The organism is Halomicronema sp. CCY15110 (genome assembly GCF_016888165.1).
Lineage (GTDB): Bacteria > Cyanobacteriota > Cyanobacteriia > Phormidesmidales > Phormidesmidaceae > Halomicronema.
In genome coordinates this window covers 1-23640 of sequence record NZ_JACSWC010000169.1, presented here as the reverse complement: position 1 = coordinate 23640, position 23640 = coordinate 1, and the positions used below count along the sequence as shown (strand labels likewise).

26 protein-coding genes are annotated in these 23640 nt (G+C 53.7%); 16 read left to right on the top strand and 10 right to left on the bottom strand.

The window, feature by feature from the left end; all coding sequences use genetic code 11:
- Positions 1 to 64 precede the first annotated feature (64 nt).
- Together JUK32_RS04745 and JUK32_RS04740 are read right to left on the bottom strand one after the other, a co-directional pair.
- Positions 65 to 427: a hypothetical protein gene (locus tag JUK32_RS04745; protein ID WP_204137706.1), complete on the bottom strand. Its 363-nt coding sequence runs from the start codon at positions 425 to 427 to the stop codon at positions 65 to 67.
- An 80-nt stretch (positions 428 to 507) separates the two neighbouring features.
- Positions 508 to 2223, bottom strand: coding sequence for an AarF/ABC1/UbiB kinase family protein (locus JUK32_RS04740; RefSeq protein WP_204137705.1), 1716 nt, complete (start codon positions 2221 to 2223; stop codon positions 508 to 510).
- A 442-nt stretch (positions 2224 to 2665) separates the two neighbouring features.
- On the opposite strand from JUK32_RS04740, the gene JUK32_RS04735 reads away from it, so the two are divergent.
- From JUK32_RS04735 to JUK32_RS04720, 4 genes are all read left to right on the top strand, one after another.
- A complete protein-coding gene (locus tag JUK32_RS04735) occupies positions 2666 to 3997 on the top strand; it encodes a hypothetical protein (protein ID WP_204137704.1) in 1332 nt (443 codons plus the stop codon).
- Between the two features lie 173 nt (positions 3998 to 4170).
- Positions 4171 to 5184, top strand: a complete 1014-nt coding sequence (locus JUK32_RS04730) for an MBL fold metallo-hydrolase (RefSeq protein WP_204137703.1) — start codon at positions 4171 to 4173, stop codon at positions 5182 to 5184.
- Between the two features lie 146 nt (positions 5185 to 5330).
- On the top strand, positions 5331 to 5924 hold the full coding sequence (locus JUK32_RS04725; RefSeq protein ID WP_204137702.1) for a hypothetical protein: 594 nt from the start codon (positions 5331 to 5333) through the stop codon (positions 5922 to 5924).
- Between the two features lie 3 nt (positions 5925 to 5927).
- Positions 5928 to 6686 (top strand): ATP-binding cassette domain-containing protein, encoded by a 759-nt coding sequence (locus JUK32_RS04720; protein WP_204137701.1) that lies wholly within the window; start codon positions 5928 to 5930, stop codon positions 6684 to 6686.
- 152 nt (positions 6687 to 6838) lie between these two features.
- On the opposite strand, the gene JUK32_RS04715 is transcribed toward JUK32_RS04720, so the two are convergent.
- Entirely contained in the window at positions 6839 to 7456 is a 618-nt protein-coding gene (locus tag JUK32_RS04715) for a thioredoxin family protein (protein ID WP_204137700.1), read from the bottom strand.
- A 73-nt stretch (positions 7457 to 7529) separates the two neighbouring features.
- Here JUK32_RS04715 and JUK32_RS04710 point away from each other — a divergent pair, with 73 nt between their 5' ends.
- Both JUK32_RS04710 and JUK32_RS04705 read left to right on the top strand, forming a co-directional pair.
- The gene (locus tag JUK32_RS04710; RefSeq protein ID WP_204137699.1) at positions 7530 to 7934 is read left to right on the top strand and encodes an NIL domain-containing protein; all 405 of its coding nucleotides are present in this window, start codon (positions 7530 to 7532) and stop codon (positions 7932 to 7934) included.
- A 62-nt stretch (positions 7935 to 7996) separates the two neighbouring features.
- Entirely contained in the window at positions 7997 to 8431 is a 435-nt protein-coding gene (locus tag JUK32_RS04705; RefSeq protein WP_204137698.1) for a hypothetical protein, read from the top strand.
- 18 nt (positions 8432 to 8449) lie between these two features.
- On the opposite strand, the gene gloB is transcribed toward JUK32_RS04705, so the two are convergent.
- Positions 8450 to 9223 carry a hydroxyacylglutathione hydrolase gene (gloB, locus tag JUK32_RS04700; protein ID WP_204137697.1) on the bottom strand — a complete coding sequence of 258 codons (774 nt, stop codon included), beginning with the start codon at positions 9221 to 9223 and terminating at the stop codon, positions 8450 to 8452.
- Positions 9224 to 9577: 354 nt separating this feature from the next.
- Between gloB and JUK32_RS04695 the strand changes: the two genes are divergently transcribed.
- The 3 genes from JUK32_RS04695 to JUK32_RS04685 all read left to right on the top strand — a co-directional run bounded on the left by JUK32_RS04695 (position 9578) and on the right by JUK32_RS04685 (position 13895).
- Positions 9578 to 9778 (top strand): hypothetical protein, encoded by a 201-nt coding sequence (locus JUK32_RS04695; RefSeq protein WP_204137696.1) that lies wholly within the window; start codon positions 9578 to 9580, stop codon positions 9776 to 9778.
- 296 nt (positions 9779 to 10074) lie between these two features.
- Complete coding sequence (locus JUK32_RS04690) at positions 10075 to 10938, top strand: alpha/beta fold hydrolase (protein WP_204137695.1); 864 nt, start codon at positions 10075 to 10077, stop codon at positions 10936 to 10938.
- A gap of 134 nt (positions 10939 to 11072) precedes the next feature.
- Complete coding sequence (locus JUK32_RS04685; RefSeq protein ID WP_204137694.1) at positions 11073 to 13895, top strand: cation-translocating P-type ATPase; 2823 nt, start codon at positions 11073 to 11075, stop codon at positions 13893 to 13895.
- 336 nt (positions 13896 to 14231) lie between these two features.
- On the opposite strand, the gene JUK32_RS04680 is transcribed toward JUK32_RS04685, so the two are convergent.
- A complete protein-coding gene (locus tag JUK32_RS04680) occupies positions 14232 to 14492 on the bottom strand; it encodes a chlororespiratory reduction protein 7 (RefSeq protein ID WP_204137693.1) in 261 nt (86 codons plus the stop codon).
- 328 nt (positions 14493 to 14820) lie between these two features.
- Here JUK32_RS04680 and JUK32_RS04675 point away from each other — a divergent pair, with 328 nt between their 5' ends.
- From JUK32_RS04675 to JUK32_RS04660, 4 genes are all read left to right on the top strand, one after another.
- Positions 14821 to 15018 (top strand): hypothetical protein, encoded by a 198-nt coding sequence (locus tag JUK32_RS04675; RefSeq protein WP_204137692.1) that lies wholly within the window; start codon positions 14821 to 14823, stop codon positions 15016 to 15018.
- Between the two features lie 809 nt (positions 15019 to 15827).
- Positions 15828 to 16022 (top strand): hypothetical protein, encoded by a 195-nt coding sequence (locus tag JUK32_RS04670; protein WP_204137691.1) that lies wholly within the window; start codon positions 15828 to 15830, stop codon positions 16020 to 16022.
- Positions 16023 to 16107: 85 nt separating this feature from the next.
- Positions 16108 to 16578, top strand: a complete 471-nt coding sequence (gene gvpJ / locus JUK32_RS04665) for a gas vesicle protein GvpJ (RefSeq protein ID WP_204137690.1) — start codon at positions 16108 to 16110, stop codon at positions 16576 to 16578.
- 44 nt (positions 16579 to 16622) lie between these two features.
- Positions 16623 to 17366: a GvpL/GvpF family gas vesicle protein gene (locus JUK32_RS04660; RefSeq protein WP_204137689.1), complete on the top strand. Its 744-nt coding sequence runs from the start codon at positions 16623 to 16625 to the stop codon at positions 17364 to 17366.
- Here JUK32_RS04660 and JUK32_RS27910 read toward each other — a convergent pair.
- The 3 genes from JUK32_RS27910 to JUK32_RS04650 all read right to left on the bottom strand — a co-directional run bounded on the left by JUK32_RS27910 (position 17354) and on the right by JUK32_RS04650 (position 18566).
- A complete protein-coding gene (locus JUK32_RS27910) occupies positions 17354 to 17485 on the bottom strand; it encodes a hypothetical protein (RefSeq protein WP_255538079.1) in 132 nt (43 codons plus the stop codon). The two genes, JUK32_RS04660 and JUK32_RS27910, sit on opposite strands and share 13 nt — an antisense overlap.
- Positions 17486 to 17496: 11 nt before the next feature.
- On the bottom strand, positions 17497 to 17979 hold the full coding sequence (locus JUK32_RS04655; RefSeq protein WP_204137688.1) for an adenylate kinase: 483 nt from the start codon (positions 17977 to 17979) through the stop codon (positions 17497 to 17499).
- A gap of 203 nt (positions 17980 to 18182) precedes the next feature.
- A complete protein-coding gene (locus JUK32_RS04650) occupies positions 18183 to 18566 on the bottom strand; it encodes a hypothetical protein (RefSeq protein ID WP_204137687.1) in 384 nt (127 codons plus the stop codon).
- A gap of 1023 nt (positions 18567 to 19589) precedes the next feature.
- Between JUK32_RS04650 and JUK32_RS04645 the strand changes: the two genes are divergently transcribed.
- From JUK32_RS04645 to JUK32_RS04635, 3 genes are all read left to right on the top strand, one after another.
- Positions 19590 to 19940, top strand: coding sequence for a DUF1815 family protein (locus JUK32_RS04645; protein ID WP_204137686.1), 351 nt, complete (start codon positions 19590 to 19592; stop codon positions 19938 to 19940).
- A 798-nt stretch (positions 19941 to 20738) separates the two neighbouring features.
- Positions 20739 to 21020, top strand: coding sequence for a 2TM domain-containing protein (locus JUK32_RS04640; RefSeq protein ID WP_204137685.1), 282 nt, complete (start codon positions 20739 to 20741; stop codon positions 21018 to 21020).
- A gap of 59 nt (positions 21021 to 21079) precedes the next feature.
- Positions 21080 to 21388 (top strand): DUF3181 family protein, encoded by a 309-nt coding sequence (locus JUK32_RS04635; RefSeq protein WP_204137684.1) that lies wholly within the window; start codon positions 21080 to 21082, stop codon positions 21386 to 21388.
- A gap of 55 nt (positions 21389 to 21443) precedes the next feature.
- Here the strand turns inward: JUK32_RS04635 and JUK32_RS04630 are convergent, their stop codons facing one another.
- Both JUK32_RS04630 and yghU read right to left on the bottom strand, forming a co-directional pair.
- Positions 21444 to 22172, bottom strand: coding sequence for a hypothetical protein (locus JUK32_RS04630; protein ID WP_204137683.1), 729 nt, complete (start codon positions 22170 to 22172; stop codon positions 21444 to 21446).
- 228 nt (positions 22173 to 22400) lie between these two features.
- The gene (yghU, locus tag JUK32_RS04625) at positions 22401 to 23279 is read right to left on the bottom strand and encodes a glutathione-dependent disulfide-bond oxidoreductase (RefSeq protein WP_204137682.1); all 879 of its coding nucleotides are present in this window, start codon (positions 23277 to 23279) and stop codon (positions 22401 to 22403) included.
- Positions 23280 to 23640 lie beyond the last annotated feature (361 nt).

The following is a 23640-nucleotide window of genomic DNA, read 5'->3' as shown; positions in this document are numbered from 1 at the left end:
CATCACCCGAATAGTCAGTAGAAGGCGTTACCCCTGGCCTCATGTCGGAGCGAGGCAACTAACCCTAGAGACCATCAAGGTCTAATGCCTTGGAGCCACCGCGCTGCAATTGCCCCAAAATCACTCCCAGCTGCCGCCACACCAGCCAGGCAATCAGAGCTGTCAGCACCGCGCTTATGGCAAAAGCTGCCGTCGCCGAGAACCCAAAAATCTGAATGCCCGCCGCCAGGGTCACCCACACGCCTAGGCAAATACCAACGTAAGGAAGCTGCAAAGACAGGCCTCGAATGTCCTCCAAGGAGCCCGCTTGGGGATTTTTGGCCCAGGTCTGGGTGGCTTGTTGTAAGGAGGTGTTGAAAGCCGAGCCAGCGGCGATCGCCGACAAAAATCCAGCAATCATCAACACATAAGGCGGATCAGGATACAAAGCACGAACCTCGACGAAACGGCGGAATCGGTACCAAGAAATGTAAATCTGCGCCTATTATATCGACCTGTGGACTCCCCTTAAAGGTTTTCCGCTGGCTGAAAATTAGCTGACAAAGCCGCTACTGGCGGCAACCAATCGACGGCGCGATCAACCGAAGATTGCAAAATGGCATTCCAGGCAACGCCCAGCACTTTGGAAGGTGTCAAGTCTTCTTTCACCAGTTCCCAAAGCTTTTGCACCTCTTCGGTGTGCAGGCGATCGTCTTCGGTCATGGCCAAAATGAGGCGATCGCGGATGTAGCGCCCCTCGTCGGACATCAAAAACTGCAGGCCCAGACTGGCCGTGGGCAAAATATCGAAATCTTCATCGCTCTGAGCAATTTGCAGCAGATTTTCCAACCGCTGCCACTGAAACTTGCCATCTTTGAACAGGACTTCCAACAGGCGACGACGGAGGGAGGGGGTTTCCCCCTTAAGCAACCGCCGCGCCACATAAGGGTAGGCAATATCCACGATTTTGAAATCAGGATTCAGGCTCAAGGCCACCCCTTCCTGAGTCACCAACGACCGAATAATCAGCGCAAATTTGGCGGGCACCCGGAAAGGGTATTCGTACATCAATTCGGAGAAGCGATCCGTGATGGTCTTAAAGTTGAAGTCACGGACTTTCGCCCCCAACGCTTCGCCCAGCACGGTTTCCAAAGCGGGAATAATCGGCTCAATATCGGTATCTGGGGTCAGGAACCCGAGGTTGACAAAGTCGTTAGCCAGCGCTGCATAGTCCTGATTAATCAGATGCACCAGGGCATCTACCAAGGTTTCCTTCGTTTCCTGATTGAGCTGGTCCATCATGCCAAAGTCGATGTAAGCCATGCGGCCATCGGCCATGGCAAACAAGTTGCCCGGGTGCGGATCAGCGTGGAAAAAGCCGTACTCTAAAAGCTGCTGCAGGCTCGTAGTCACGCCGACTTCGATCAGCTTGTCGGTGTTCAGAGACGCCGCCTGAATGCTCCCGACATCCGTGAGCTTAAAGCCCTCAATCCATTCCAAAGTCAAGACTTTGGTGCTGCTGTGACGCCAATAGATTACGGGTACCTTGACCGTCGGATCATTCTGGAAGTTGGCTGCAAATAGCTCCGCATTGCGCCCTTCATTGAGATAGTCAATTTCTTCAAAGAGCTTGGTACCAAACTCATCCACAATCAGGGTGAGGTCGTGCCCTAAATTCAACGGCAACAACCATCCCAAACCTTGCGCCGCAAAGCGCATGATGAACAAGTCGCAAGTCAGCACCGGTAGCAACCGAGGCCGCTGCACTTTAATGGCGACTTCTTCGCCGGTGTACAGTCGAGCCCGATACACTTGCGCCAAGCTAGCCGCAGCCACCGGTTCGGGAGAAATGCGACTGTAAATTTCCTCCGGCGAGTAACCCAACTCTTTCTCTAAAATCATCATCGCCAACGGCGTGGAGAACGGCGGCAACTGATCTTGGAGCTTGGTGAGTTCTTCTAAAAAGTCTTTGCGAATCAGGTCGGGGCGCGTCGAAAGGGCTTGCCCCACCTTGATAAAAGTCGGCCCTAGGCGGGTCAACAGTTGGCGCAACTGCACAGCCCGCTTGGTCAAGTTCCGCTCTTCGCGGTTAAACCAGCGATCGCTCTGCAACCCCAGGACAAAAGTGCCTAGCCACCACAGCACTTGCAGCGATCGCCAAACCACAATCCAGGGACGACGGCGGTAATACTTCGCAATTACATCAGCGTCATAAACCTTGGATTGAAATAGCGATGCTTGCATTGCAAAATTCCTTGACACTTTGCTGGGTGAGCGCGAAAGCCGATTCAGGCCTGCCACTTGACTGACTCAAAACGGCCAAATCAGGACTTTTCTCTCAAGTAAGCGCGCTAATAATCGTGCTTGGGGCACTTGCGAATCCGGGAGAATGTTTCAACGCTCTTAACAATAGTATAGAAAAATACAGTTAAACCTGTTGCTGACTTAACACTTATTAAGTAAAACTACTCAAGCCAGTGCATTGACTTGAGTAAATACATTGTCGGATGTTGCTTGACGGAAAACAATGGGTCATGCGTTTGATCAGGCACGCTCTCTCCCAGTCATCAAGGGTAGGCGGCAATGATTTGTTAGCGGCGAAAGTCTTTAATGGCGTCGTGCGTCACAGCCGAGCTTTGGGCATTCTGAGGCCGTCCGGTCATGCGCTGCATCAGCGCTTAAAATCATGGGTCGCCTCAATAACCGTGCTTACGAACTGCTACGAGCGGAAGTGAATCGTCTCGTCAAAGATCCGCTGGAGACGGTGCGCCGAGATATTGTGCTCCGCCGATTGAATAAACTTCGCTTGCAGCCGGGAGATCCCCTCACCTACGCTGAGCTTAAAGCCGAAGTGGAAGACATCTTCCCTGAGTTTGACGACAAGGTGTTGCGGCGCGCTGCCAAGGCTAATCGAGCTTCGGGCAAGCTGAAATTTGTGGGGATGGCCGCCTTAGGTACCGCGATCGCAGCAGGTACGGTTTGGGTTTTGAATTTGCCCTATCCCATGATTCGCTGGCCAGTGTCGCGGACTGCGCCGATTGTGCTGTTGCCCAGCTACATCAGCATGGATCACAACTACCGACAGGCTATTTCTCTGGTTGAGCAGGCCGACCAACTGGTTAATCAGGCCACCAGTGCGCAAGATATTGAACGCGGCAGCACCACAGCGGCACAAGCCCAGCAGCACCTTGATAAGTTGCCGGTGTGGTTTTTGGGCTACTATCCCCGGACTTACTGCACTTTGTTTAGCTGCACTTGGCGATTTACCTACGACGAGTTTGAAACTGCCCGCAAAGACATTGGCCGCATGGAGGCAAAAGTTTTTCAAGAGCAAAATGCGCTGGCTTTGCTGACTTCGGGCACGGCGACAGTAGACACGGCTAAGCAACAATACCAGTCGGCAGCCGATACCCAAGCCAAAATGCAGGCCGTGACTAGCTGGCAAGCCGGGATGGATCAGCTCAACGAAATTCCTCCGGAGACGCTAGCGGGACGGATGGGGCAGACCAAGCTGGCGGCTTATGAGCGTGACTTTAGCCAGGTCTCGGGCATGTTGGCCGGGGGCGATCGCACCTCGACCCTGATTGATGCCGCGAAACAATTTGCCTGGACCGCCGCGACTCAAGCCCAAAATCCGCCCCATAGTGTGGAAACTTGGGGCCGCATTACAGGGCTTTGGCAGCAGTCGATTACCCGATTAGAACAGGTGCCTGTTGACAATGTAGGGTACAACGAAGCGCAGCGAATGCTGGCGGAATATCAAAACAACCTCGGCATTGTGAAAGAACAGCAAACTCGCGAGACGCGATCGCAGCAGGCGTTTGCCGCCGCCCAAACTAAAAATACTCAACTGGGTGAGCGAGTCGGCGGCATGGACACCGCCGTATATGGCAGCGCCCTCCAAGGGATCATCAACGATTTGGATCAAGTGGAAACGGGCACGACTGTGTATGATGCAGCCCAGCAACTGAGACAAGCAGTGCAGTCGCGGCTGAGAGAGGTCGCGGCTCGATCTTAATTAGCGACTGATACCCCCGAACCGGGGGGCGCGATTGCGGCTTGGTCGGCATCAAAGACATCGGCCAGTCCCCTCACAAGCGACGTGGCCCAGCTTTACCGTGATGGTGACTGCTTACGATACTGGCTAGATCCTGTATTTTAAGAAACGTATTCATCAATGAGTTTGCCATCATGACAGTTCTTCGTTGGCCCAGCTTTGTTGCTGGTGTGGCGCTGGTATTAGCGCTAGTAATCGGGGTTTCAGTCAGTGGCCCTGGCACTTTGCCCGCCGTTGCCGCCGATGCCGTGACGATAACGCCGCTGGGCAGCCATGATGGTGAGTTTTGCGCCCGCGATCGCGCGCTCGTCCTCGAAGATCCCAATGGAGTACGCCTGCTCTACGATGCGGGCAGAACGGTTGCCGGGGCGGATGATCCGCGACTGGGGGACATTGACGTGGTGTTGATTAGCCACGTCCATGGCGATCATTTAGGCGATCGGCGCATCCCCGAGGTCAATGCGGGAACCTGCGCTAGCCCGCAGACGGATATTTCGACCATTCCCAATTCCAACAGCGTTGACATTGCCATGGGCAAAGGTGCCCGCATCATTGTCGGTAGCGAAATTGCTGGATTTTTAGCGAATAAGGTCGGTACTTTAGGGGGCGATCCAGACTCGGTGCAGTTGGTGCGCTTTGGGGCCTCGCGTCAGGTCGATGGCGTCAGCATCACCACGGTGCCAGCGGTGCATTCCAACGGCTTGAGCGGAGCCTTTATCGAAGGCGAGCTTGGCGAACAACTGAGCGCTGCCGGACTGAATGCCTATGTGGGGCCACCCACAGGCTACGTCATTACCTTTACAAATGGCTTGGTGGTCTACCTTTCAGGCGACACCGGGGTCACCGCAGAACAGGAAACCGTCGTCAAAAATCAGTACGGCGCTGAACTCGTGGTGATGAATATTGGCGACACCTTTACCACAGGCCCCCGCGAAGCCGCCTACGTGATCGACGAACTCATCCATCCTGCGGCGGTGATTGCCTCTCACGCAAATGAGGCCGCCACCGCCAATGGCGAATTGTTACCTGACACCAAAACGGCTCAGTTTATTGAGGCGACGGCTACCCCTGTCTATGTGCCCTTGAGCGGCGCGGCGATCGCCTTTGATGGCGAGGGCCACTGCACCGCTGGCTGTATGGCGTACTAAACCGCTGAGCCACGGCGGCACAGTGCCAAACCTGCTCACTGCGCCAGGGCAGTGCGAAAGAAAGTCCTGAATTGCCGGCAACCTCAACCTCATGATGGGTGCCAAAATACATTAGACGCAGTCTTAATTCTTCTAGTCATCGGCCTATGTCAGAACCTTCGACGGTACCTTATCCCGCTACCTTGCCTCGTGAAAGTTTCCGCCGGTTTGGGGTATCTTCGCTCATCCGCATCACGTTGCTGTTGCTGTATGCCGGGCTAACGATACCGCTACCGATTTTGGCCGATGTCACCCAAGCGCCAGTGCCCTCCAATGTGCTGAGCGTCGGCATCGTGATCGGCGGTATGCTGCTGTATGGCGGCCTGAGCGAGCGGGTGGAAGTAGATGCTAACGGGATCGCCGTGCGATATCCCCGCTGGATTAGCTGGCTCTTGCGCCGCCAGTGGCAACTGACCTGGGCCGAAATTACCGCTCTCAAACCGCGTTCAACGGGCCAAGGAGGACTGGTCTATTACTTCACCAGTGATGAACAGCCGCAGGCGTTTTTATTGCCGATGCGGGTGGCGGGCTTTGCCGAACTGCTGCGCTACGTCGAAGCTCATACCCAAATTGATACGCGGGATGTGAAACCCTTAGCGCAGCCTTGGATGTACCTCATTTTGCTGGTCTTTAGTTTACTGTTGCTGTTGATTGACAGCTGGACGATCTGGACGGCGGCCCACTGGACTGGGGGAATGTAGCCGTTGCGCTGGCTTTATGAATTGGATCACGTCACCTTAAAGGGGCGCGATGGCAGTCGGCTGATCGACTCGGTGTCATTTGGCGTCGGGCCTCAAGCCTTTTTAGCACTGGTCGGGCCAGCCGGGGCCGGCAAAACAACGCTGCTCAAGCTGATGAATCGTTTAGTGAGCCCCAGCAGTGGGGCGCTGTATCTGGAAGGACAACCGCTGGAGGCGATCGCCGTTCGATCCTTAAGGCAGCGGGTCATGTTGGTCGGGCAGAGCAGTCAACTGTTGGGCATGACGGTAAAACAAGCGCTGCATTATCCGTTAGCGCTACAGCAATGTCCGGCCCGCGATCGCGATCGCCGGGTCAATGAGGTGATGGAACGCCTGCAAATTCCGCCAGCCTGGCTAGAAAAAACCGAGTTACAACTGTCTGGTGGGCAGCAACAGCAGGTCGCGATCGCTCGCGCGTTGATTGCCCGTCCCCAGCTCCTCTTGTTAGATGAACCCACCTCAGCGCTGGACGTGGGGGCCGCCAGCCGAATTTTGCACCTCATGCAGACGTTGATTCAAGAACATGAGCTGACGGTGATCATGAGTAACCATCAGCTCGACTTGGTGCAGGACTTTTGCGATCGCGTGCTCTATCTCGAAAAGGGTCGCCTCAAACTTGACCAACCCGCCGCCCAAATTGACTGGGCCACCCTGAAGCAAACGTTTGTACAAGCCGATGCCCAAGCCCGTGATGAATGGGGGGATGCTGATGAAAGTTTTTAGCTCATGATGTGGCTGGGTGCAGCGTCGAGCAATCAACACAGCCTAAATTTGCCAATTCATTCAGGGTTTAGGACAAGCATCTTGCCCGCGAGTGACATCCGACATGGGGATAGACTCTGGAGCGATCGCCCCTTGAGTCCCATACTGCCAGGTTAGTTCGCCGCCTGCGCCCCGTGACTGCGTGGGTCATCACTGCGATTGATGCTGTTGATCACGACACTGCGGGTCGTCGGCGTATCCAGGTTTGAGGTCTGGCCCATGCCCTGCTGGTGAGGTAGCACCGCCCCCGTCATCAGCGCCTCTAGGTTGCTGGCAATGACGGCTTTCGGTTGCTCCCCAATGGCCGCCGTTACCGGCTCCCCCTGGGGATTCAAATACACAAAATGGGGAATGCCGTCTACCCGGTAATGCAGCATTTCCGGTAGCCACTTATTGTTATCCACGTTCAGCATGACGAAATTAACGTCATCCCCATAAGTCCCGCGCAGGTCAGCCATATCCCCCGCCATCGCCTGACAAGACGTACACCAGTTGGCGTAAAACTCCATCAAAGAGGGTTTGCCATTCGCCAAAGCCGCTTCCAATGGTGTGGACTCCGCCGCCAACGTTTCCAAAGAGGCCGCTGGGGTCTGAGTGCGCACCCCCATCACCACTAAAACCGATAGCATGATGGCGACGCCGACCACCAAAAAATTACGCGCCTTCGCGGCGAGGCTGGGGGCAGTGGTTGCTTTATTCGGGGTCGTTGACGGTTTCGTAGTCTGATCCATTTGCCATCCCGGTTGGTGAACCGATATAAACTCTCTATCTTTTAAGATAGCGGACACCCATTGAGCCTTCGTCATGAAAAAACGGGTTACCCTGACGTTTCCGAAAAAAACCGTCCATCAGCCCATTACGTATCGCCTCGCCAAAGATTTCAATGTGGCGGCCAACATCATTCGGGCGCAGGTGGCCCCCAATCAAGTTGGCAAGCTCGTGGTGGAACTCTCAGGCGATATTGATCAGCTAGAGGACGCGATCGCTTGGCTACAAGAAAATGACATCAGCATTTCTCAAGCGAGCCGCGAGATCCTGATTGACGAAGCGGCCTGTGTGCACTGTGGGCTATGCACTGGGGTCTGCCCCACGGGAGCCCTGAGCCTTGACCCAGAGACCTTTCAGCTGACCTTTGCGCGATCGCGCTGCATCGTTTGCGAGCAGTGCATTCCCTCTTGCCCCGTCGAAGCCATCTCGACAAATCTGTAACAACCTGCGGTAAGCAAGCGAACCCCTGGTAGCGTTGATCAAATCAGGTCGGAGTGACACGCATGAAAAGCCACTGGCTGTCTTGGGGATTATTGATGCTGGCTTATGCCACCTACGGACAACTGTTGCACAACAGTGAAGCCCGCCCATTCATCTGGTGGGTGGCGCTGGCTTTTGTAGTGATTAAAGCCAGTGTGCTCACGCTGCTGTGGCGACCTGTGCGCAATTTTGTGCTCAAAGGCTTTAAGACCGATGTGGGCTACTCCATCATGGTGCTGGCGTTGGCGTCTTTTGCCGTACTGGCGGTGACGCAGTTTCGCACCTTTGCTTACATGGTGGTGCTGATTGCGGCGGCCCTGCTGGTGAAGGTCGATTGCTTAGTCGATGACATGGGCGATCGCCTGTCTTTCTTTACGCTGGTCTCACTCTCGCTGATTGGTCTGGGCATCAGTTGGCTGCCGTTTTTACTCTTTCACGGGGCCGAAATCGCCGCCTAAAGGCTCTGCCCTGCGCCGTCAAAACTGATCTTTCATGCCCCGAATGCGGGCAAAGGTACGCACGGGGTCGGTGATTTTCGCCGCTGCCTGCAGCGCTGGTTGATCCCACCGCAAAAAAGGGTTCGTCCGCTTTTCGTTCCCCAGCGTCGAAGGCACCGTGGCCTCACCTCGGCGGCGGGCGCTCTTCACCTCGTTGAAACGATCCTGCAGAGCACGATTATCAGCATCCACCGTCAGGGCGAATTTCAGATTGTTCAGCGTATATTCGTGAGCACACCAAATGCGCGTCGTGTCGGGGAGCGATCGCAACTTCGACAGCGAATCCACCATTTGCGATGGCGTCCCCTCGAACAAGCGGCCACAGCCCCCCGCAAACAACGTATCGCCGCAAAACAACTCGCCCCAGCCACCCGCCTCAGTGGGGGGAAAGTAGTAGGCAATATGCGCTCGGGTGTGCCCCGGCACAAAATACACCTGGGCCGTGCGCTGGGCAAACGTCACCGTATCGCCCTCCGTCAAAAAGACCTGCTGGCCCGGAATCCGCCCGCGATCCTCGGTTCCCCCGTAAACCACTGCTTCCGGGAACTGCTGGAGCAGACGGCGATTGCCCCCGACATGATCAGCGTGGTGATGAGTGTTCAAAATGGCGGTGAGCGTCGCCCCGAGCTGCTCTAACTGCTGTAGCACCGGCTCAGGCTGGGCTGGGTCAACCACGGCCGCTGTCTGACTGGCGGCATCGGAGAGCAAAAAAATGTAGTTGTCGGTCAGCGCTGGCAGGCGAAAAATTTCCATCAGAATCAGGGATGGTCACAACGTCTTTTTTAGTTTAGGGGGAATTGCCGAGTTGTACTTTGAGGCAACGAGCACGAGTCTCTGATCAGGGTCTGTAAAACTGCTGACAAGCTTCTGTAAAGCCTTTGTGTAATCAGTGTCTCTCCTGATCACACAAAGCCGACCTAGGGTTTACGGTTGAGGTGGAAAGTAAGCCAAGTCCAACCTTTACCTGAACTGCTTCGACTTTGAGCCCACGATCGCCCCATTGCCCGTGTAGCAGATCGTCAATTCATCAAAATCACTTGTTAATTCAGCTTGCTTTCCAAAATTTCCTGTAAAAGATGTCACGCCTAGCAAGAGGATGAATCAGTCATGGTTTCTGCCGCCCACGAACAATCCGGGATTCAAACACTTGTTAAACACGCGGTCAAAGCACGACAGCTCAGCCGCCGCGAGCATTTGCGGCTAACCTCGGCCATGCTGTCTGATCCGGGGATGCCCGCGACCGATCGCTTTCACATCAACCGTCTCTTAGATTATGTTCGAGCGGGAAAAGTGAACTTGATTGACTAACTGTATGTCGCGTCAGCGTTGATTCCCGCTTACGGATCTGCAACTAAATAAAGTACCCGTTCAATCCGGTTTCGACTGTGCTCAACCTACCAGTATCGAGAGTTGAGCGGAGTCGAAACTCGGTTCATGGGGATCTTTTTTGCGCACAAGTCCCTTAATGCTGACGCTTGTGAGCCAATTAGATTTAGCCCTTCTGCCTCCTTAAAGCTGTTTGCTTTGGGGAGGCAGAGTTGCGATCGCCCCACTTGAGACCGTAAGCTTAGCGACACTTCAACGGTCTAGAGCAGGTGGGCGCAATGGCATTAACCGAAGGCTACAAAGTTCAAGTCGGTAAACTGGACTGGTTTTATCGTGATGAGCCCCCATCGCAACCAAGTGGCGATCGCTCCCCAGTGCTGCTGCTACACGGGTTAGTGTCCCAAAGCTACAGTTGGCGCGACGTTATGCCCAAGTTGACCGAGCAGGGCTTTCGAGCGATCGCCCCCGATTGGCTGGGTCACGGCTTTTCCTGCTTCCCCGAAAAACGCGACTTTGCCTACACTGCCGATGCTTTTGTCGCTGAGTTGGGCAATTTTTTGACCGCCCTCGAAATCGATAAAGTACATCTGGTGGCCCAGGGCTTTATGGGCGTTTATGGCGTGCTTTTTGCCCTGCGGCATCCTGAGCGGGTCGAACGACTCGTCATCATCAATACGCCGCTGGCCTCAGAAGTGAAGTTGCCCGGTGCCATTCGCCGTATGACCTGGCCCCTGGCGGGCGAAATGATGACCCAGGATCCTCTTTTGGTCGATCGCACCCTCGAAGGTGGTGGCCCTTATCAGGTGGATGATGGTGATTTAGACGTCTATCGCAAGCCGTTTTTGACCACCTCTTCAGCGGGGCGATCGCTGCTATTTACCCTGCGCAGCTTTAAGTTGGCAGACGTGACTCAGGAAATTGCTGCCAAACTGCCCGAATGGCCTCACATGACCCAACTCATTTGGGGTGCTGCTGACCCTTGGGTGCCCGTCGCCCTGGCGGAGAAATGGGTGACCACCCTGCCGACGGGAGAATTGGTGAAGCTCGATGAAGTTGGCCACTATGCTCAAGAAGACTGGGCCGACAAAGTAGCTGATGCCTTGGTGTTGTTTTTACGCCGTGCCCCCCTGGTGGATGCCTAAATGTCGCCATCGCCATCGATAAATGATACGAATCTCTGCGAAGAAAGAATTCTATCGATAGATTCTGATTCACCCTGAGGGCAGACCGATAACATGAAGTACGTCGTCAAACAGGGCTTTCAGGCGCTTAGACTATGACCGATTGGCTCCACACCCCTCCCGCAGGCGGCTGGCATACTCTGCTGCCATCTAAAGCACTCACTCTGCTTGACAGCGATCAGGTTGCGGGACTAACGCCCGAAACGGTGGAAAATCGCCGTGAGGAAGTGGGCGCTAACGTTCTCGAAGAAACGGAAGGGCGTAGCAGCTGGCGCATTCTGCTGGATCAGTTCACCAACATTATGTTGCTGATGCTGATTGCGGTGGCCATTATTTCTGGCGTGATCGCGATTCGCGCTGATGAAGTGCCGAAGGACGCGATCGCCATTTTTGCGATCGTGATTCTCAATGGCTTGTTGGGCTACTTTCAAGAAAGTCGGGCTGAAAAGGCGCTAGCCGCTCTGAAACAGATGTCTGCCCCCATTGTGCGAGTCGTGCGCGGGGGCAGAATTTCGGAAGTGCCGTCTCAAGACCTGGTGCCTGGCGACATTTTTTTACTGGAAGCGGGCATGCAAGTGGCTGCCGATGGCCTGTTATTAGAGTCGTCTAATTTGCAAGTGCGGGAGTCAGCGCTTACTGGTGAGGCCCACGCCGTTAGCAAACAAGCCGATGTCGCGTTGGCGGCTGACACGAGCTTGGGCGATCGCACCAACCTCGTTTTTCAAGGCACCGAAGTAGTTTACGGTCGGGGCAAAGTCTTAATCACCCAAACGGGGATGCAGACCGAACTGGGACGCATTGCCGCGATGTTGCAGGCGGTCGAGAGCGAGCCCACCCCGCTGCAATTACGCATGGACCAGTTGGGCAATACCCTCGTCACGGGCTCCCTCATTCTTGTCGCACTAGTCGTCTTCGGCGGCGTTCTCCGGGCCGGTTGGAGCGCCTTTGAAGACCTGTTGGAAGTTTCGCTCAGCATGGCGGTGGCGGTGGTGCCAGAAGGCTTGCCCGCTGTCATCACCGTCACGCTCGCCATTGGCACCCAGCGCATGGTGCGCCGCAACGCCCTGATTCGGCGCTTACCTGCTGTCGAAACCTTAGGCTCCGTTACCACGATTTGTTCCGACAAAACCGGGACGCTAACCCAGAACAAAATGGTGGTACAAACTACCCGAACCGCCTCCGCCCATTATCGGGTTGCGGGTGATGGCTATGTCCCAGAAGGCCAATTTACCCGCGACGACCAGGAAGTCGTTGTCTCCCTTCAACAACCCGAGTTGGTGTACCTGCTCTTTTGTGGACTGCTTTGCAATGACGCCATTTTGCAAAAAGAGCAGGGCGAATGGGTGATTTTAGGCGACCCGACCGAAGGCGCTTTGATCGTCTTGGCTGGCAAAGGCGGCCTCAATCAACAGCAGTTGCTGCATCAGTTTGAACGCGTGGCAGAATGGGCCTTTTCGTCGGAACGGAAGCGCATGAGCGTGGTGGTGCGATCGCCCACCGCCAGCCATGACCTGCCTGATTGCCTGACTGCAACCCCCTACTGGCTCCTAGCCAAGGGCTCTCCAGAACTGTTGCTCCAGCGCTGCCAGTCCATTCAGCGGCAGGACGACGCAGCATTGCTAGATGACGCCACACGGCAACAAATTCTCAGCCAAAATGAGCGCATGGCCGCCCAGGGGTTACGAGTGCTAGGACTGGCCTGTACTCCCTTATCAGCTCCCCCCAATGCGAATGCAGAGGCTGATACCGTCGAACAAGACATGGTTTGGCTGGGGCTGGTGGGCATGATGGATGCGCCCCGTCCCGAAGCCAGAGAAGCTGTGCGCCTGTGCCTGCAAGCGGGCATTCGCCCCATGATGATTACCGGTGATCATCAGTTGACGGCCCAGGCGATCGCTGCCGACATGGGGATCGCCGCCCCCGGTGCTGAAGTGCTCACTGGCCAGGTTCTGGAAGCGATGGAGGAAGCTGAACTGCGACAAGCAGTGCAAACGGTGCAAGTGTATGCCCGCGTTTCGCCTGAGCATAAGCTACGCATTGTGCAGGCCCTGCAAGCCGAGCACCAAATCGTGGCGATGACCGGGGACGGCGTCAACGATGCTCCTGCCCTTAAACAAGCTGACATCGGCATCGCGATGGGCATCACGGGCACCGACGTCAGCAAAGAAGCCAGCGACATGGTACTGCTAGACGACAACTTTGCCACCATCGTCGCTGCTGGTGAAGAAGGCCGGGTGGTTTACAACAACATTCGCCGCTTTGTGAAATACATTCTCGGCTCCAACATTGGCGAAGTGCTCACAATCGCGGCATCGCCGATTTTGCTGCCGATTTTGGATGTTCCCCTCACGCCGCTGCAAATTTTGTGGATGAACCTCGTCACGGATGGGTTTCCCGCTTTAGCCCTAGCAGTAGAACCCGCTGAACCCGACGTGATGAAGCACCCCCCCCATGATCCCAAAGAGAGCATCTTTGCCCGAGGCCTGGGAGCCTATATGTTGCGTATTGGCATTGTTTTCAGCGTAATTTCGATTTCGCTGATGTATTGGGCTTTTTTCGCGGCGCAAAACCCCGATATTCCTGGTGACCCAGATCGTTGGAAAACGATGGTGTTCACGACGCTCTGCATTGCGCAAATGGGACACGCGATCGCCGTACGCTCAGATACCCAAATGACCTATGAAATGTCCCCCTTTTCCAATCCCTTTGTCTTCGCTGCAGTCGTGATTACCACGGTGTTGCAGATGATGCTCATTTATGTAGAACCCCTACGCAACTTCTTCGGCACCCAGTTGCTTAATCCCACGGAGTTGCTGATTTGTTTTGGCTTTAGTTCGCTGATGTTTGTCTGGGTAGAGGGCGAAAAACTGGTGCGCAAACTCAGAGCACCGCGACCATCGGCAGTCGCAGAAGAATAAGATTCTGGTGATGACGAGTCGGTAAGTGGGTGAAGTGTGAGTCAGTGGCGAAGATGCAGCGCAAGCAGCCGGAGCTGCTATCGGGCGTAAGTCTTATAGAACGTCAGTTCGACGGACTGATTTAGCCCTCTCTCCAAACCTCTCTCCCAGAGGGAGAAAGGCTTCAAGCCCTAATGTTTGCGTTGACGATCAGGCCCAACTCAAGCTGGAATTACAGGCTGGGGCTGTTCATCGAATTCACGTTATAGAATCGCCACCAGTCCATGATTGCCGACCGATGTCGTCCATTGAGGCAAGCTTCGCAGCTGAGCCGATCGCCTGTGTGCCGCCGCTACATTATTTCTCTAAGCGAATGGCAAACCACTGCATGGTTTGGCCGGGCTGCAGTTCAATATCGCAGGCCGTATTGATCAGATATTGCGCTTGCGCGGTTACCGTCGGCTGCTTGGCTAGATCCCGAGGTAGGTCGGCTTGGCGATCGCGCAAAATAGTCTCCATGCGCTCCTGAAGTTCCGCCGCCGTTAAGATTTCCTCCGCTGCCCCTGGCATCAACAGCACAAAATAGGATTCTTCATACATCAGCGATCGATCAACCATTGGACTTCCCTGCTATCAAGACTGTTTCAATCTTAAAGGCGTACTGTCCGTTCAAACTTGCCGGCAACCCAGTCGCGGCGCAAGCCTTCAGGGCGAGCATGGGGTAAACCGCGAGATGGCAAACAGCAACACCTTTCTAGCTTCTGTACGCTTGCTCTTCGGCTCTCCTACACGCTACGAGAGGGGTGCGAATTTACGCCGCAGGCTACTCGGTTGTTGCATTGCCCGCCCCGCTGCAACACCCAGTCTGTTGATGATTTGGGGCTAGCTGCAACAAGTTGGTACGGGCTATCACTGCGTTAGTGACGAACTCCATAGGATGACCACCATGCACCATACCTGCCTGACTACCGATCACCCCACCGCTCGCCAACGTCGTCTGCGGGCGATCGTCAAACGCCTGGTCATCGAACTCGGCTATCTCGAACATTGTCTGGCCGCAGGTCTGGAAGACGCCAACCTCCAAACCGCTGCCCTGAGCATTGACACGGCGATTGACTGCCTAAACGAACATCTCGTGCCCTAATCGTCTGTCAGTTTTCCATGGGCGGATCGATGTTGCGCGTGAGCAAGATAACAAAACTGACAATTTCAAAAGCGGTTGGAGGTTACACGACGCTTACACAACGCTACGAATGCCCAATCAATCTTTAAACCTATGCTGCACTAGAGAGCGCCTGCTAATTTCAGCAACCGCTCAGCTGCGACCAAGCTAGAACTGGACGGTTGCTGATTTGATGAAGCTCTTGTGAAGTATGTGCAAGATCACACCAATTTCTGGTGTATTGGGCATTCTAGAACTAAAGAGACACGATACTTTAGCGATTTCTTTGATTGTCTTTACATAGAGGTAAAAATGCCTCTTAACACATCCTCTTCAGTCGCAGTGAACTGGATAATCGCTATTCAAAGGTAGTTAATCAAGATGAAATATGCCGTAATAGACGAGCGTCCAACTTTCGATATTTTTTGGCAATCTGGAGTTTCCGTATTTGGCTTTATTTTGCTAGTAATTCTACTGGCGTAGTGCTTGTGGCTTCGCGACAGCAGGGGCAGTGCTGCGGCCTTACTCTGGGCGAGTTGTGACGAGTTGTGGTGGGTCGTGCGATCGCTATTAAGCACCAAGCATTTCCTCCCTGGAATCTGCTAGCGACTATTGCCCGCGATCGCCTAGCGTCCCAGACCTGCCCGCACGCAACCCCTGTTCTAAACCGGGCATCCTAATGGCGAACCGCATCCCAACAGTCGAGTCCTATGACCGCGCTAAAGCGGCTTTAGCACCACTTAACCTGAGACTCATGTCCCTGTTGCTAATCCATTACACCTGGAACCCTCATGATCCAAATTCGTACGATGAAACAAGTGGCTAGCAGTCGCACAATTCCCAGCTTTCGCTCGTGCCCGTCCGCCCGCCCAGCTAATCAGAGCCACCTGCTCGACCAAGGCCGCATGATGATGGGCCGTGCCCAAGTGCTCGCCCAGGATGCCCATCGCCAATGGCGTAATGGTGTCTGGCGATCGCGGCCCTAGTTGGTCCCCAGCCAGTCGCCCTCAAAAGTATCAAAAAGCGTGTCCCCAAGGTTGGGTGGAAGAGGGCAAGCGTTAAGCTAAACCCATGACATCCCCGGAAAACACCCCCTCAGAAAGTGATTTTGCCCTAGCGCGTCCAAATAACGCGGATGCTGGCTTGGCCCCACTCCTCCTAACGGTGACCGAACTGGTGCGCCAACTCATGGAAGCCCAAGTGATTCGCCGTATGGAATCAGGGCATCTAGCAGATGAACAGCTCGACCGAGCGGCCGAGAGTTTGCGCCGATTAGAGGCGGAAATTGTGCACCTGTGCGAGATTTTCGAGGTCGATCCCGCTGACCTGAACATTGACCTGGGAGAGTTAGGCGCTTTGTTACCTCGCAGTGGCGGCTACTACCCTGGTGAGACATCAGATTCCCCTTCTTTACTCGAATTACTTGACCGACTGCTCGACACCGGCGTGGTCGTCGAAGGCGATGTTGACTTGGGACTCGCACAACTTAATCTGATTCATGCGAAATTACGGTTAGTGTTGACCTCGAAACCCATGAACTGAGGTAAGCTTTCAGCGCATCCTCATTGTTTCTTTGATGGCTGACTATGCCACAACTGCTATATTTGTATGGAATTTTTCCTGCGCCAGGGCCGCACGACCTCGAAGTGCAAGGCCTTGATCAACAGCCCATCAGCACTCACACCATTGATGGGTTTGTGTTTTTGTATTCGGCGGCTCAGCAAGAGCGTTACCTGGCCAGCCGCAAAAATTTGTTGGGCCATGAGCGGGTGCTCGAAGCGGCCATGCAGACTGGTCACCGAACCCTGTTACCGCTACAGTTTGGATTAATTATCGAGACTTGGGATCGCGTCATTGATGAATTAATTACCCCGCGCGGCGATGCCCTCAAACGCTTGTTTGCCAAATTAGATGGTCGTCGTGAGGTGAGCGTCAAAGTTTTGTGGCAACCTGACGCCGAGCTTAATCAGTTGATGGATGAAGATGCGGCCCTACGGGCTGAACGCGATCGCTTAGAGGGGCAACAGCTGAGCATGGATCAGGTCGTTGATATTGGTCAGGCCATTGAAACCGCCATCACCGATCGCAAAAATGAGGTGATTGACGCTTTCCGACAGCGGCTCAATGCCTTCGCAGTGGAAGTGCTGGAGAATGCCCCCCTCACCGATGCCATGATTTACAACACGGCTTACCTGATTCCTTGGGAAGATGAATCCAAGTTTAGTCAGGCGATTGAGGAACTGGACGAGCAATTTGAGGATCGCTTGCGCATTCGCTACAACAACTTCACGGCTCCCTACAATTTTGCACAGCTTGATCAGTTGTCGTGATCCCGAGCGACGCTTTCCGGTGCATTGGTCGCGATTCCCGCCGGTAGCGATCGCAGCCAAGACTCAGCCTCAGCCGGCGATCGCAGTTCTACCAGTTGCAGATGCTGATATTGCGGCATGGCTAACCAGTCTAGGAGCGCGATCGACGATTTTGGTGGTAGGTCTTCAGCACCCAAAGAATGATGGAATCGCGGCTCCAAAAGCCCTTTTGAAACGTTTCGTAGCAACCATTCCACAATTCCTGTTGTCGCCAACTACGCACGACCGTGCGACGAACTACCCGCCAAAGAATCAGCGGCAGTGAATAATTGAGCCACACCACAACAGTCGCGCGTTCCCACACAATGAGCCGCGCCCGTAAATAGTTGCCGTCAACAATCCAATCTTCACCGGCTGTTGCCGCCGCCACCTTTGCCCAAAACTCTCCAGTTTCAGACGGCCGCCAATCTGGCTGCCAAAACAGCGCATCTAGCTCTATGTGGGGAATCTGGAGCGTTTCGGCAATGGCCTGGGCTAAGGTGGTTTTACCCGCGCCAGCAGTGCCTACCACGGCGATGCGATAGTTCATCTCACCTCCCCAGTTAATGGCAACGTCGCTCCGCCAAGTCACCATGACCAAGACCACCAGCAGCAAGTGAGAAGCGCCGCCTCTCACCCATCGCAAATTTACTGAACTTGCTGAAAACTTTTCCCATCCGTCCGGATCACTTCCCCGCACCCAAGAACAGTGGAGTGGTAGATGCACCCTGATAGTAATCCCCGGTCACTAGACTGGGGATTTTTTTGCCCAAAATTTAGCCCGTCGGGCACGGAAAACTAAACGGACGGTTCGGATGATTCAGACGCTTCGGACGCGTCCGGTACATTGGCCGGCGCTTCAGCTGGTTCAGCTGGTTCAGCTGGTTCAGCTGGTTCAGCTGTTTCAACTGGTTCAACTGGTTCAGCCGTTGCTTCTGCCGTTTCCGAGTCGGAGGTTGCTTCCGGTTCCGGCGCTTCCACTTTTGGCTTCGGTCTCGGCCCGCGCATCAATGCTGGGGATGCCGGCGGAGCTTTCTCTTCACGATCGCGTCTCCCCTTGCCTTTGCCACCCTTACGACCCTTGTGATCGCGGCGATCGTCACTACGCCCCTCGCGATCGCTACTGCCCTCCTGGGCTTCGCTAGCTGCTCTCTCCGACTTCTTGATAGGCCGTTCAACCATCACTCAAACTCTCTTGACACCATCAAGATACTACCCTGAAAGCTCCTCCTTCCCAGACCGTTTCCTCACAGGTATGACGTAAATACGATCTCAAAAACTCAACCTCCCAGGGTAAAACTCTTGTCCGACTCGCTACTTATAAAAGGCCACACATTCAATTGTCGCCACAGCCCAGGGCAACCCCCAAGAGCGACTGGACAGCCTCTCAAATGCCCGTTCAGCTAGCAATATCCAGCCTCTTATCGGCATTATTCCTTCCGTATAAAATCACCTGCTCCAGTCCCTATCGTTAGGAGATGAGCACAATTGGCTAGCCGATGGGTTGCTCAATCGCGCCACCTGAAAATTCTTGACTGGAAAGCAACAGGACTGGTTGAGCAGAGTCGGAACCAGCTTTCAGTGGGATATCTAAGTAGGCCCAGGTCCTCGATCCAGGAAAACACCATACCTGAACGGGGTCATTCCTGAATCATGTCGATCATTGTCAATCAGCCTAAACCGGAGCTCGGCTGAGCCTCCGTCTTTGTGAAACCTAGAAACTCAACTGCTTGAGCAGAGTCAACATCCGCAAACTTGAAAATGTTTAATTTAGGCTACCTACCTAACAACGTTAATCCGTAGCGTCCACAGCAGTTCTAGCCCAGTAGAGATAGTCAAATAGTCGTCTAAAGAACCATGAGGCAACCGGAACATATCGATAAGTTAATACCGAACAAATAAAAATAATTTATTTGCGAATTGGTGAAAACTTATAAGCACGACAGGCGGTTTTATCCAAAATGCGTTAGAACAAAGCTCTAAATCTACTCTTATTCGTCTAAAAAGCTACAGAGCATTGAGGATACGGGCGCTAAGGTTATGCTGCTCTTGTCAGAATAGATTGCTCCAAGTACAACCCAGTTATTGTTGCTCTCTTATTTGAAGGAATGTTTTTAGGCGGGGTCGAGTCCACTATTGACTTTGTTAAGGCAATCTAAAAATTTAAGGCTAAAATAGAAACTTAACGGTGGAAGGAGAGATGCCATGTTTGTCCGCTTGGCTGAGCAGCACAAAAGCTTTGTGCAAGATCTGGTCATGAATTTACAGGCTTTATCCATTGTTCTCGAGAACAGAGGGTACTTAGCATCCTGCTATACCTGTGGTGGGCAGATGAATAGCGCGTCCTTTATGGTGAGCTTGGGAGATAGCCATCTGATTCGCTTCCTGGTCTCGGACTATGGCATTACCTGGACTGAGATGCGCGACGATAGGGAGCTGATGAAGCTTGAAGGGGCTGAGGCCATCAACCAACTGCAAGAGTTAGCTGATCTGGTTAAATTTGGCATTGAGCCTGCTAATTGCCGACCGACAACAACTACGTCTCCATCTCAGTAAGGAAATTAGTCAAAGTTATAGAATCTGGCATTTCTAATTGCCAGATCAGTTCATTAATCCGTCAACGCCTCTCAGCTTTAATGTTTGGGCTTTATGGCGCTGGGCACAGTGAGCAAGCTTCCGTTGACAGTCTCTGTTTGGGTGACTTATCAACCCTGATTACAGCGTTAGGAAAGCCTCTGCTATCAATGGCTGGATTCACTTCAGAAAGTAGGATTGCAATTGCCCCGATTCCAGATGGGCTGAGATTCAAGTAAACGTTTCATCATCAAGAGTCTCATCTGGCAACGCGAAAAACGATAAAAACGATGGTAGCCAGCTGACTGTCGCTTGGTCAGATGTCGCGACGTTGTTTCAAGCATCCACGCTACGTAACGATAGCCAGAATCACAATGGCCAGAATCTTGAAGGGCAATACTATGTTTGAGCTTCAGTTCTAGCGGTTAGCAGCCTAAGGTATGTATCTGACTAGTGTCGTGAAACCAGTGCAGGTGGGAGCTCTTAGCTCAGCCAAGGTCGCATTATTCGCTCCCAAATGACAGCTACTTGATGCTTACTTTGAAAAGTCGTAAGCATTTCTTCAGCCCCTTGCCAAACAGGCATTCCAGCGCTTTGTGTACAAGGGATACGGGTGAACGGGGCCAACTAATTTTGATCTGGCATAGCCAGTTTCTCAAATTCATTTAAAAGTACGGTGGCAGCATCCTCTGAAGGTTAGGATCTGCCTTTGGCAAGGATTTTAGTGCTAATTGATAACAGCCCGTAGAATGAAAGGGTAAGTGTTTGGATAAATAGACCATGCCACCTCGTTGGCCTCGAAAACCTGACCGCCGTGACCCAGCCTTTCGCAAGCTAGATGACCGTATGACGTTTGCTGTGCATGTGGCGGCTTTTACTGCTGTGAATTCGGGTCTTTGGTTTGCGCATCAACTTGACGATGCTTGGGTACCTTGGGTGGTCAAAGTGACGCCGATTTGGTTTATCGGTCTGGCGATTCATGCTATCTACGTCTTTGCGATCGCTGACTATGCGGGCGATTACGTCATTGAGCCGGAGGATGCCCCAGAAGGGGGAGGCTAAGGTGGTCGTGGTGACCTACGCTGAATAACGTGCTGCAAGTGCTTTAGGAAGTTCCCCCTATGTATGACTCGCCCCCTGCTGAAAAGTTGGAAAAGTTGGCTGCTAACGTTGGTGAAGTGGTTTATATTGACGTGGCTAAATGGCATCTGTATCTTAATGACGCCAAGCTGCATACGCTAGTCGCTCAACGGCTTTATCCGCTCGTGGTGGACGATCGCTTGGATGAAAGCGATGTCACGGCAGTGTTGCGCGATATCACGGTACCGGTAGGGGGTGGTCGTCAGCAACTACCATTGATGGATCTCATTCCGGCCAGCTGTATGGGCGATTTGCTCCGAGCCTTAGAAGATTTTCAAGACCAGGTTTAGTCAGGAATCCAAAGCTTTTACGGGGTGAGGCGAGTGTTCCTAAGGAGCTATCCCTCTACGGGCCAGAGGATTGCCACCAATGCTGCAGGGTGTCATAAAGGTCACGATCGCGCATGGCGACAGATGCGCCCGCTTTGCCCCTAACGGTATCGCCCTTGAGGGTGAGCCAATGTTGGTCGCCAGTAGCAGACAGGTAGCAAATGCGGGTGCGGTAAACCCAGTAGCTACGTTTCGCCCCTGCTTCGCGCATTTTTTGCCAGGTAATATAGGCGATCGCCTGTCGCGGTAACCAGAGGCAGTTGTGACGCCAGTCAAAATTATTGACCAAACGGCCAGTGATGCCGTGGGAAAGCAGCACTAATCCGTAACCATATTCTCTATTTTTCCGTAGCCGAGCGATGTGCCAGGTGCGGTAGCACGATTGGGCCAAATCCCAGGCTTGCCAAGCGCAATAGCCGATGAGCACCACCATCAGTAAGAACAGTAAAACGATAAAAACTATCTGAAGCGGCGTTTGCGCGGTTGCTCCTACTTGGATGACAAATTGCAGATAGCGACTAGGCTGACGCACTGCCTGGATGATGAGCCACGGCCCCAAAATCAAGATGGGTGAGGCGTACATCAGCATGAACGGCAAGCAGAAGATCTGCAAGAACTTATCCGTATGGGCAGGCAAAAACTGACCGGGTAGATGATGAGCGCTGCCAAGGCGAAAGGCCGTTTTGTAAGGATCCGGTAACGCCGAAAACGAACACAATCCTGGTGGCGGAAAGGTATTGCCCATACCGATATCTAGTGCGGTTGGTGACGATAGTGGTAGACGTTTTTGTGAGGCACTTGTGGCTCTACGGAGATGATGCCGCAGCCGTCAGAGGCTAACGACAACCGATCACCCAGCGTCATTAGAAGCGCTCGAAACCTTCTTATTTGCAAGGTCCTGATGCTTTGACTTGAGCCCGCACCTGACTGAGCATCGGCATCACATATTCCTCTGCTGAAATGTCCATGCCCTTTAGCTAGTAGCTTCTTCGAGCTTGTCTTGGGTGCGAGTGGCGAAATCACTAGCGGCGTGGCGTTCGGGCAGTTGCTCGCTGGGTGGCCCCCAGGTGCGATTTACCATACGGCCCCGTTGCACCGCTGGGCGAGCATCAATCTCGGTGGCCCATTTCATCACGTGGGAATAAGACTGCACGTCGAGGAATTCTGCTGCGTCGTAGGAGCGGCCTAAAACCAACCCGCCGTACCAGGGCCAAATGGCGATGTCGGCGATGGTGTAGTCATCACCGCAGATGTAGGGGTGTGCCGCTAGTTGACGGTCAAGGACATCGAGTTGGCGCTTGGTCTCCATTGTGAAACGGTCGATCGGGTACTCCAGCTTGACGGGGGCGTAATGGTAAAAATGCCCAAAGCCGCCGCCCACATAGGGGGCTGAGCCAATCTGCCAAAACAGCCAGGACAGACATTCGGCCCGCTGTGCCGGCGATTGGGGAAGGAATGCCCCAAATTTTTCGGCCAAATATAGCAAGATGGCCCCTGATTCAAAGATGCGGGTTGGGGGAGTGATGCTGCGATCGACCAGCGCGGGAATTTTGGAATTGGGATTCACGTCGACAAACCCGCTGCCAAACTGTTCGCCTTTGTTGATGCGGATGGGATAGGCGTCATACTCGGCGTCAGTGATACCCAGAGCTAACAGTTCTTCTAGCAAAATCGTCACTTTTTGGCCGTTGGGCGTGGCGAGGGAATAGAGCTGTAGGGGATGTTCTCCTACGGGTAACGTTTGCTCGTGAGTGGCTCCGGCGATGGGACGATTGGTGCTGCCCCACTGGCCACCATTCTCAGTGTCCCATTGCCAAACCTTCGGGGGATTGTACTCTGATGGAGTGCTCATAAAATTTGCCTGAAGTAATTGATGCGATCGCTAGCCTACCCCACAGCATCCAGTTTTGACTGACTATCCACCACGAAAGACTTGGGCTCGCCCCAGCTAAACATCATTGAGCGCTCATCGCTGGGGACATGTTGTGAGGCATGGCCCCCCCTACAGGATGAGCGCCTAGCAGGATAACCGTCACCCAAAGCGGCTCAAATAAGGGGAGAGAAATCGGTAGCTAAGACAATACAGTTATCCTGCTGACCGAAGGAGGAGGTAACTGTATTGCTATGGTGCCGCGCTTAGGGAACTGCAACTAAATAAAGTACCCGTTCAATCCGGTTTCGACTTCGCTCAACCTGCCAGTATCGAGAGTTGA

Excerpts from the sequence above, each read along its gene's own strand:
- JUK32_RS04740 (WP_204137705.1), bottom strand. The coding sequence starts at position 2,223 with ATGCAAGCATCGCTATTTCAATCCAAGGTTTATGACGCTGATGTAATT.
- JUK32_RS04735 (WP_204137704.1), top strand. The coding sequence starts at position 2,666 with ATGGGTCGCCTCAATAACCGTGCTTACGAACTGCTACGAGCGGAAGTG.
- JUK32_RS04730 (WP_204137703.1), top strand. The coding sequence starts at position 4,171 with ATGACAGTTCTTCGTTGGCCCAGCTTTGTTGCTGGTGTGGCGCTGGTA.
- JUK32_RS04725 (WP_204137702.1), top strand. The coding sequence starts at position 5,331 with ATGTCAGAACCTTCGACGGTACCTTATCCCGCTACCTTGCCTCGTGAA.
- JUK32_RS04715 (WP_204137700.1), bottom strand. The coding sequence starts at position 7,456 with ATGGATCAGACTACGAAACCGTCAACGACCCCGAATAAAGCAACCACT.
- JUK32_RS04710 (WP_204137699.1), top strand. The coding sequence starts at position 7,530 with ATGAAAAAACGGGTTACCCTGACGTTTCCGAAAAAAACCGTCCATCAG.
- JUK32_RS04705 (WP_204137698.1), top strand. The coding sequence starts at position 7,997 with ATGAAAAGCCACTGGCTGTCTTGGGGATTATTGATGCTGGCTTATGCC.
- gloB (WP_204137697.1), bottom strand. The coding sequence starts at position 9,223 with ATGGAAATTTTTCGCCTGCCAGCGCTGACCGACAACTACATTTTTTTG.
- JUK32_RS04695 (WP_204137696.1), top strand. The coding sequence starts at position 9,578 with ATGGTTTCTGCCGCCCACGAACAATCCGGGATTCAAACACTTGTTAAA.
- JUK32_RS04690 (WP_204137695.1), top strand. The coding sequence starts at position 10,075 with ATGGCATTAACCGAAGGCTACAAAGTTCAAGTCGGTAAACTGGACTGG.
- JUK32_RS04685 (WP_204137694.1), top strand. The coding sequence starts at position 11,073 with ATGACCGATTGGCTCCACACCCCTCCCGCAGGCGGCTGGCATACTCTG.
- JUK32_RS04680 (WP_204137693.1), bottom strand. The coding sequence starts at position 14,492 with ATGGTTGATCGATCGCTGATGTATGAAGAATCCTATTTTGTGCTGTTG.
- JUK32_RS04675 (WP_204137692.1), top strand. The coding sequence starts at position 14,821 with ATGCACCATACCTGCCTGACTACCGATCACCCCACCGCTCGCCAACGT.
- JUK32_RS04670 (WP_204137691.1), top strand. The coding sequence starts at position 15,828 with ATGATCCAAATTCGTACGATGAAACAAGTGGCTAGCAGTCGCACAATT.
- gvpJ (WP_204137690.1), top strand. The coding sequence starts at position 16,108 with ATGACATCCCCGGAAAACACCCCCTCAGAAAGTGATTTTGCCCTAGCG.
- JUK32_RS04660 (WP_204137689.1), top strand. The coding sequence starts at position 16,623 with ATGCCACAACTGCTATATTTGTATGGAATTTTTCCTGCGCCAGGGCCG.
- JUK32_RS27910 (WP_255538079.1), bottom strand. The coding sequence starts at position 17,485 with ATGCCGCAATATCAGCATCTGCAACTGGTAGAACTGCGATCGCCGGCT.
- JUK32_RS04655 (WP_204137688.1), bottom strand. The coding sequence starts at position 17,979 with ATGGTGACTTGGCGGAGCGACGTTGCCATTAACTGGGGAGGTGAGATG.
- JUK32_RS04650 (WP_204137687.1), bottom strand. The coding sequence starts at position 18,566 with ATGGTTGAACGGCCTATCAAGAAGTCGGAGAGAGCAGCTAGCGAAGCC.
- JUK32_RS04645 (WP_204137686.1), top strand. The coding sequence starts at position 19,590 with ATGTTTGTCCGCTTGGCTGAGCAGCACAAAAGCTTTGTGCAAGATCTG.
- JUK32_RS04640 (WP_204137685.1), top strand. The coding sequence starts at position 20,739 with ATGCCACCTCGTTGGCCTCGAAAACCTGACCGCCGTGACCCAGCCTTT.
- JUK32_RS04635 (WP_204137684.1), top strand. The coding sequence starts at position 21,080 with ATGTATGACTCGCCCCCTGCTGAAAAGTTGGAAAAGTTGGCTGCTAAC.
- JUK32_RS04630 (WP_204137683.1), bottom strand. The coding sequence starts at position 22,172 with ATGGGCAATACCTTTCCGCCACCAGGATTGTGTTCGTTTTCGGCGTTA.
- yghU (WP_204137682.1), bottom strand. The coding sequence starts at position 23,279 with ATGAGCACTCCATCAGAGTACAATCCCCCGAAGGTTTGGCAATGGGAC.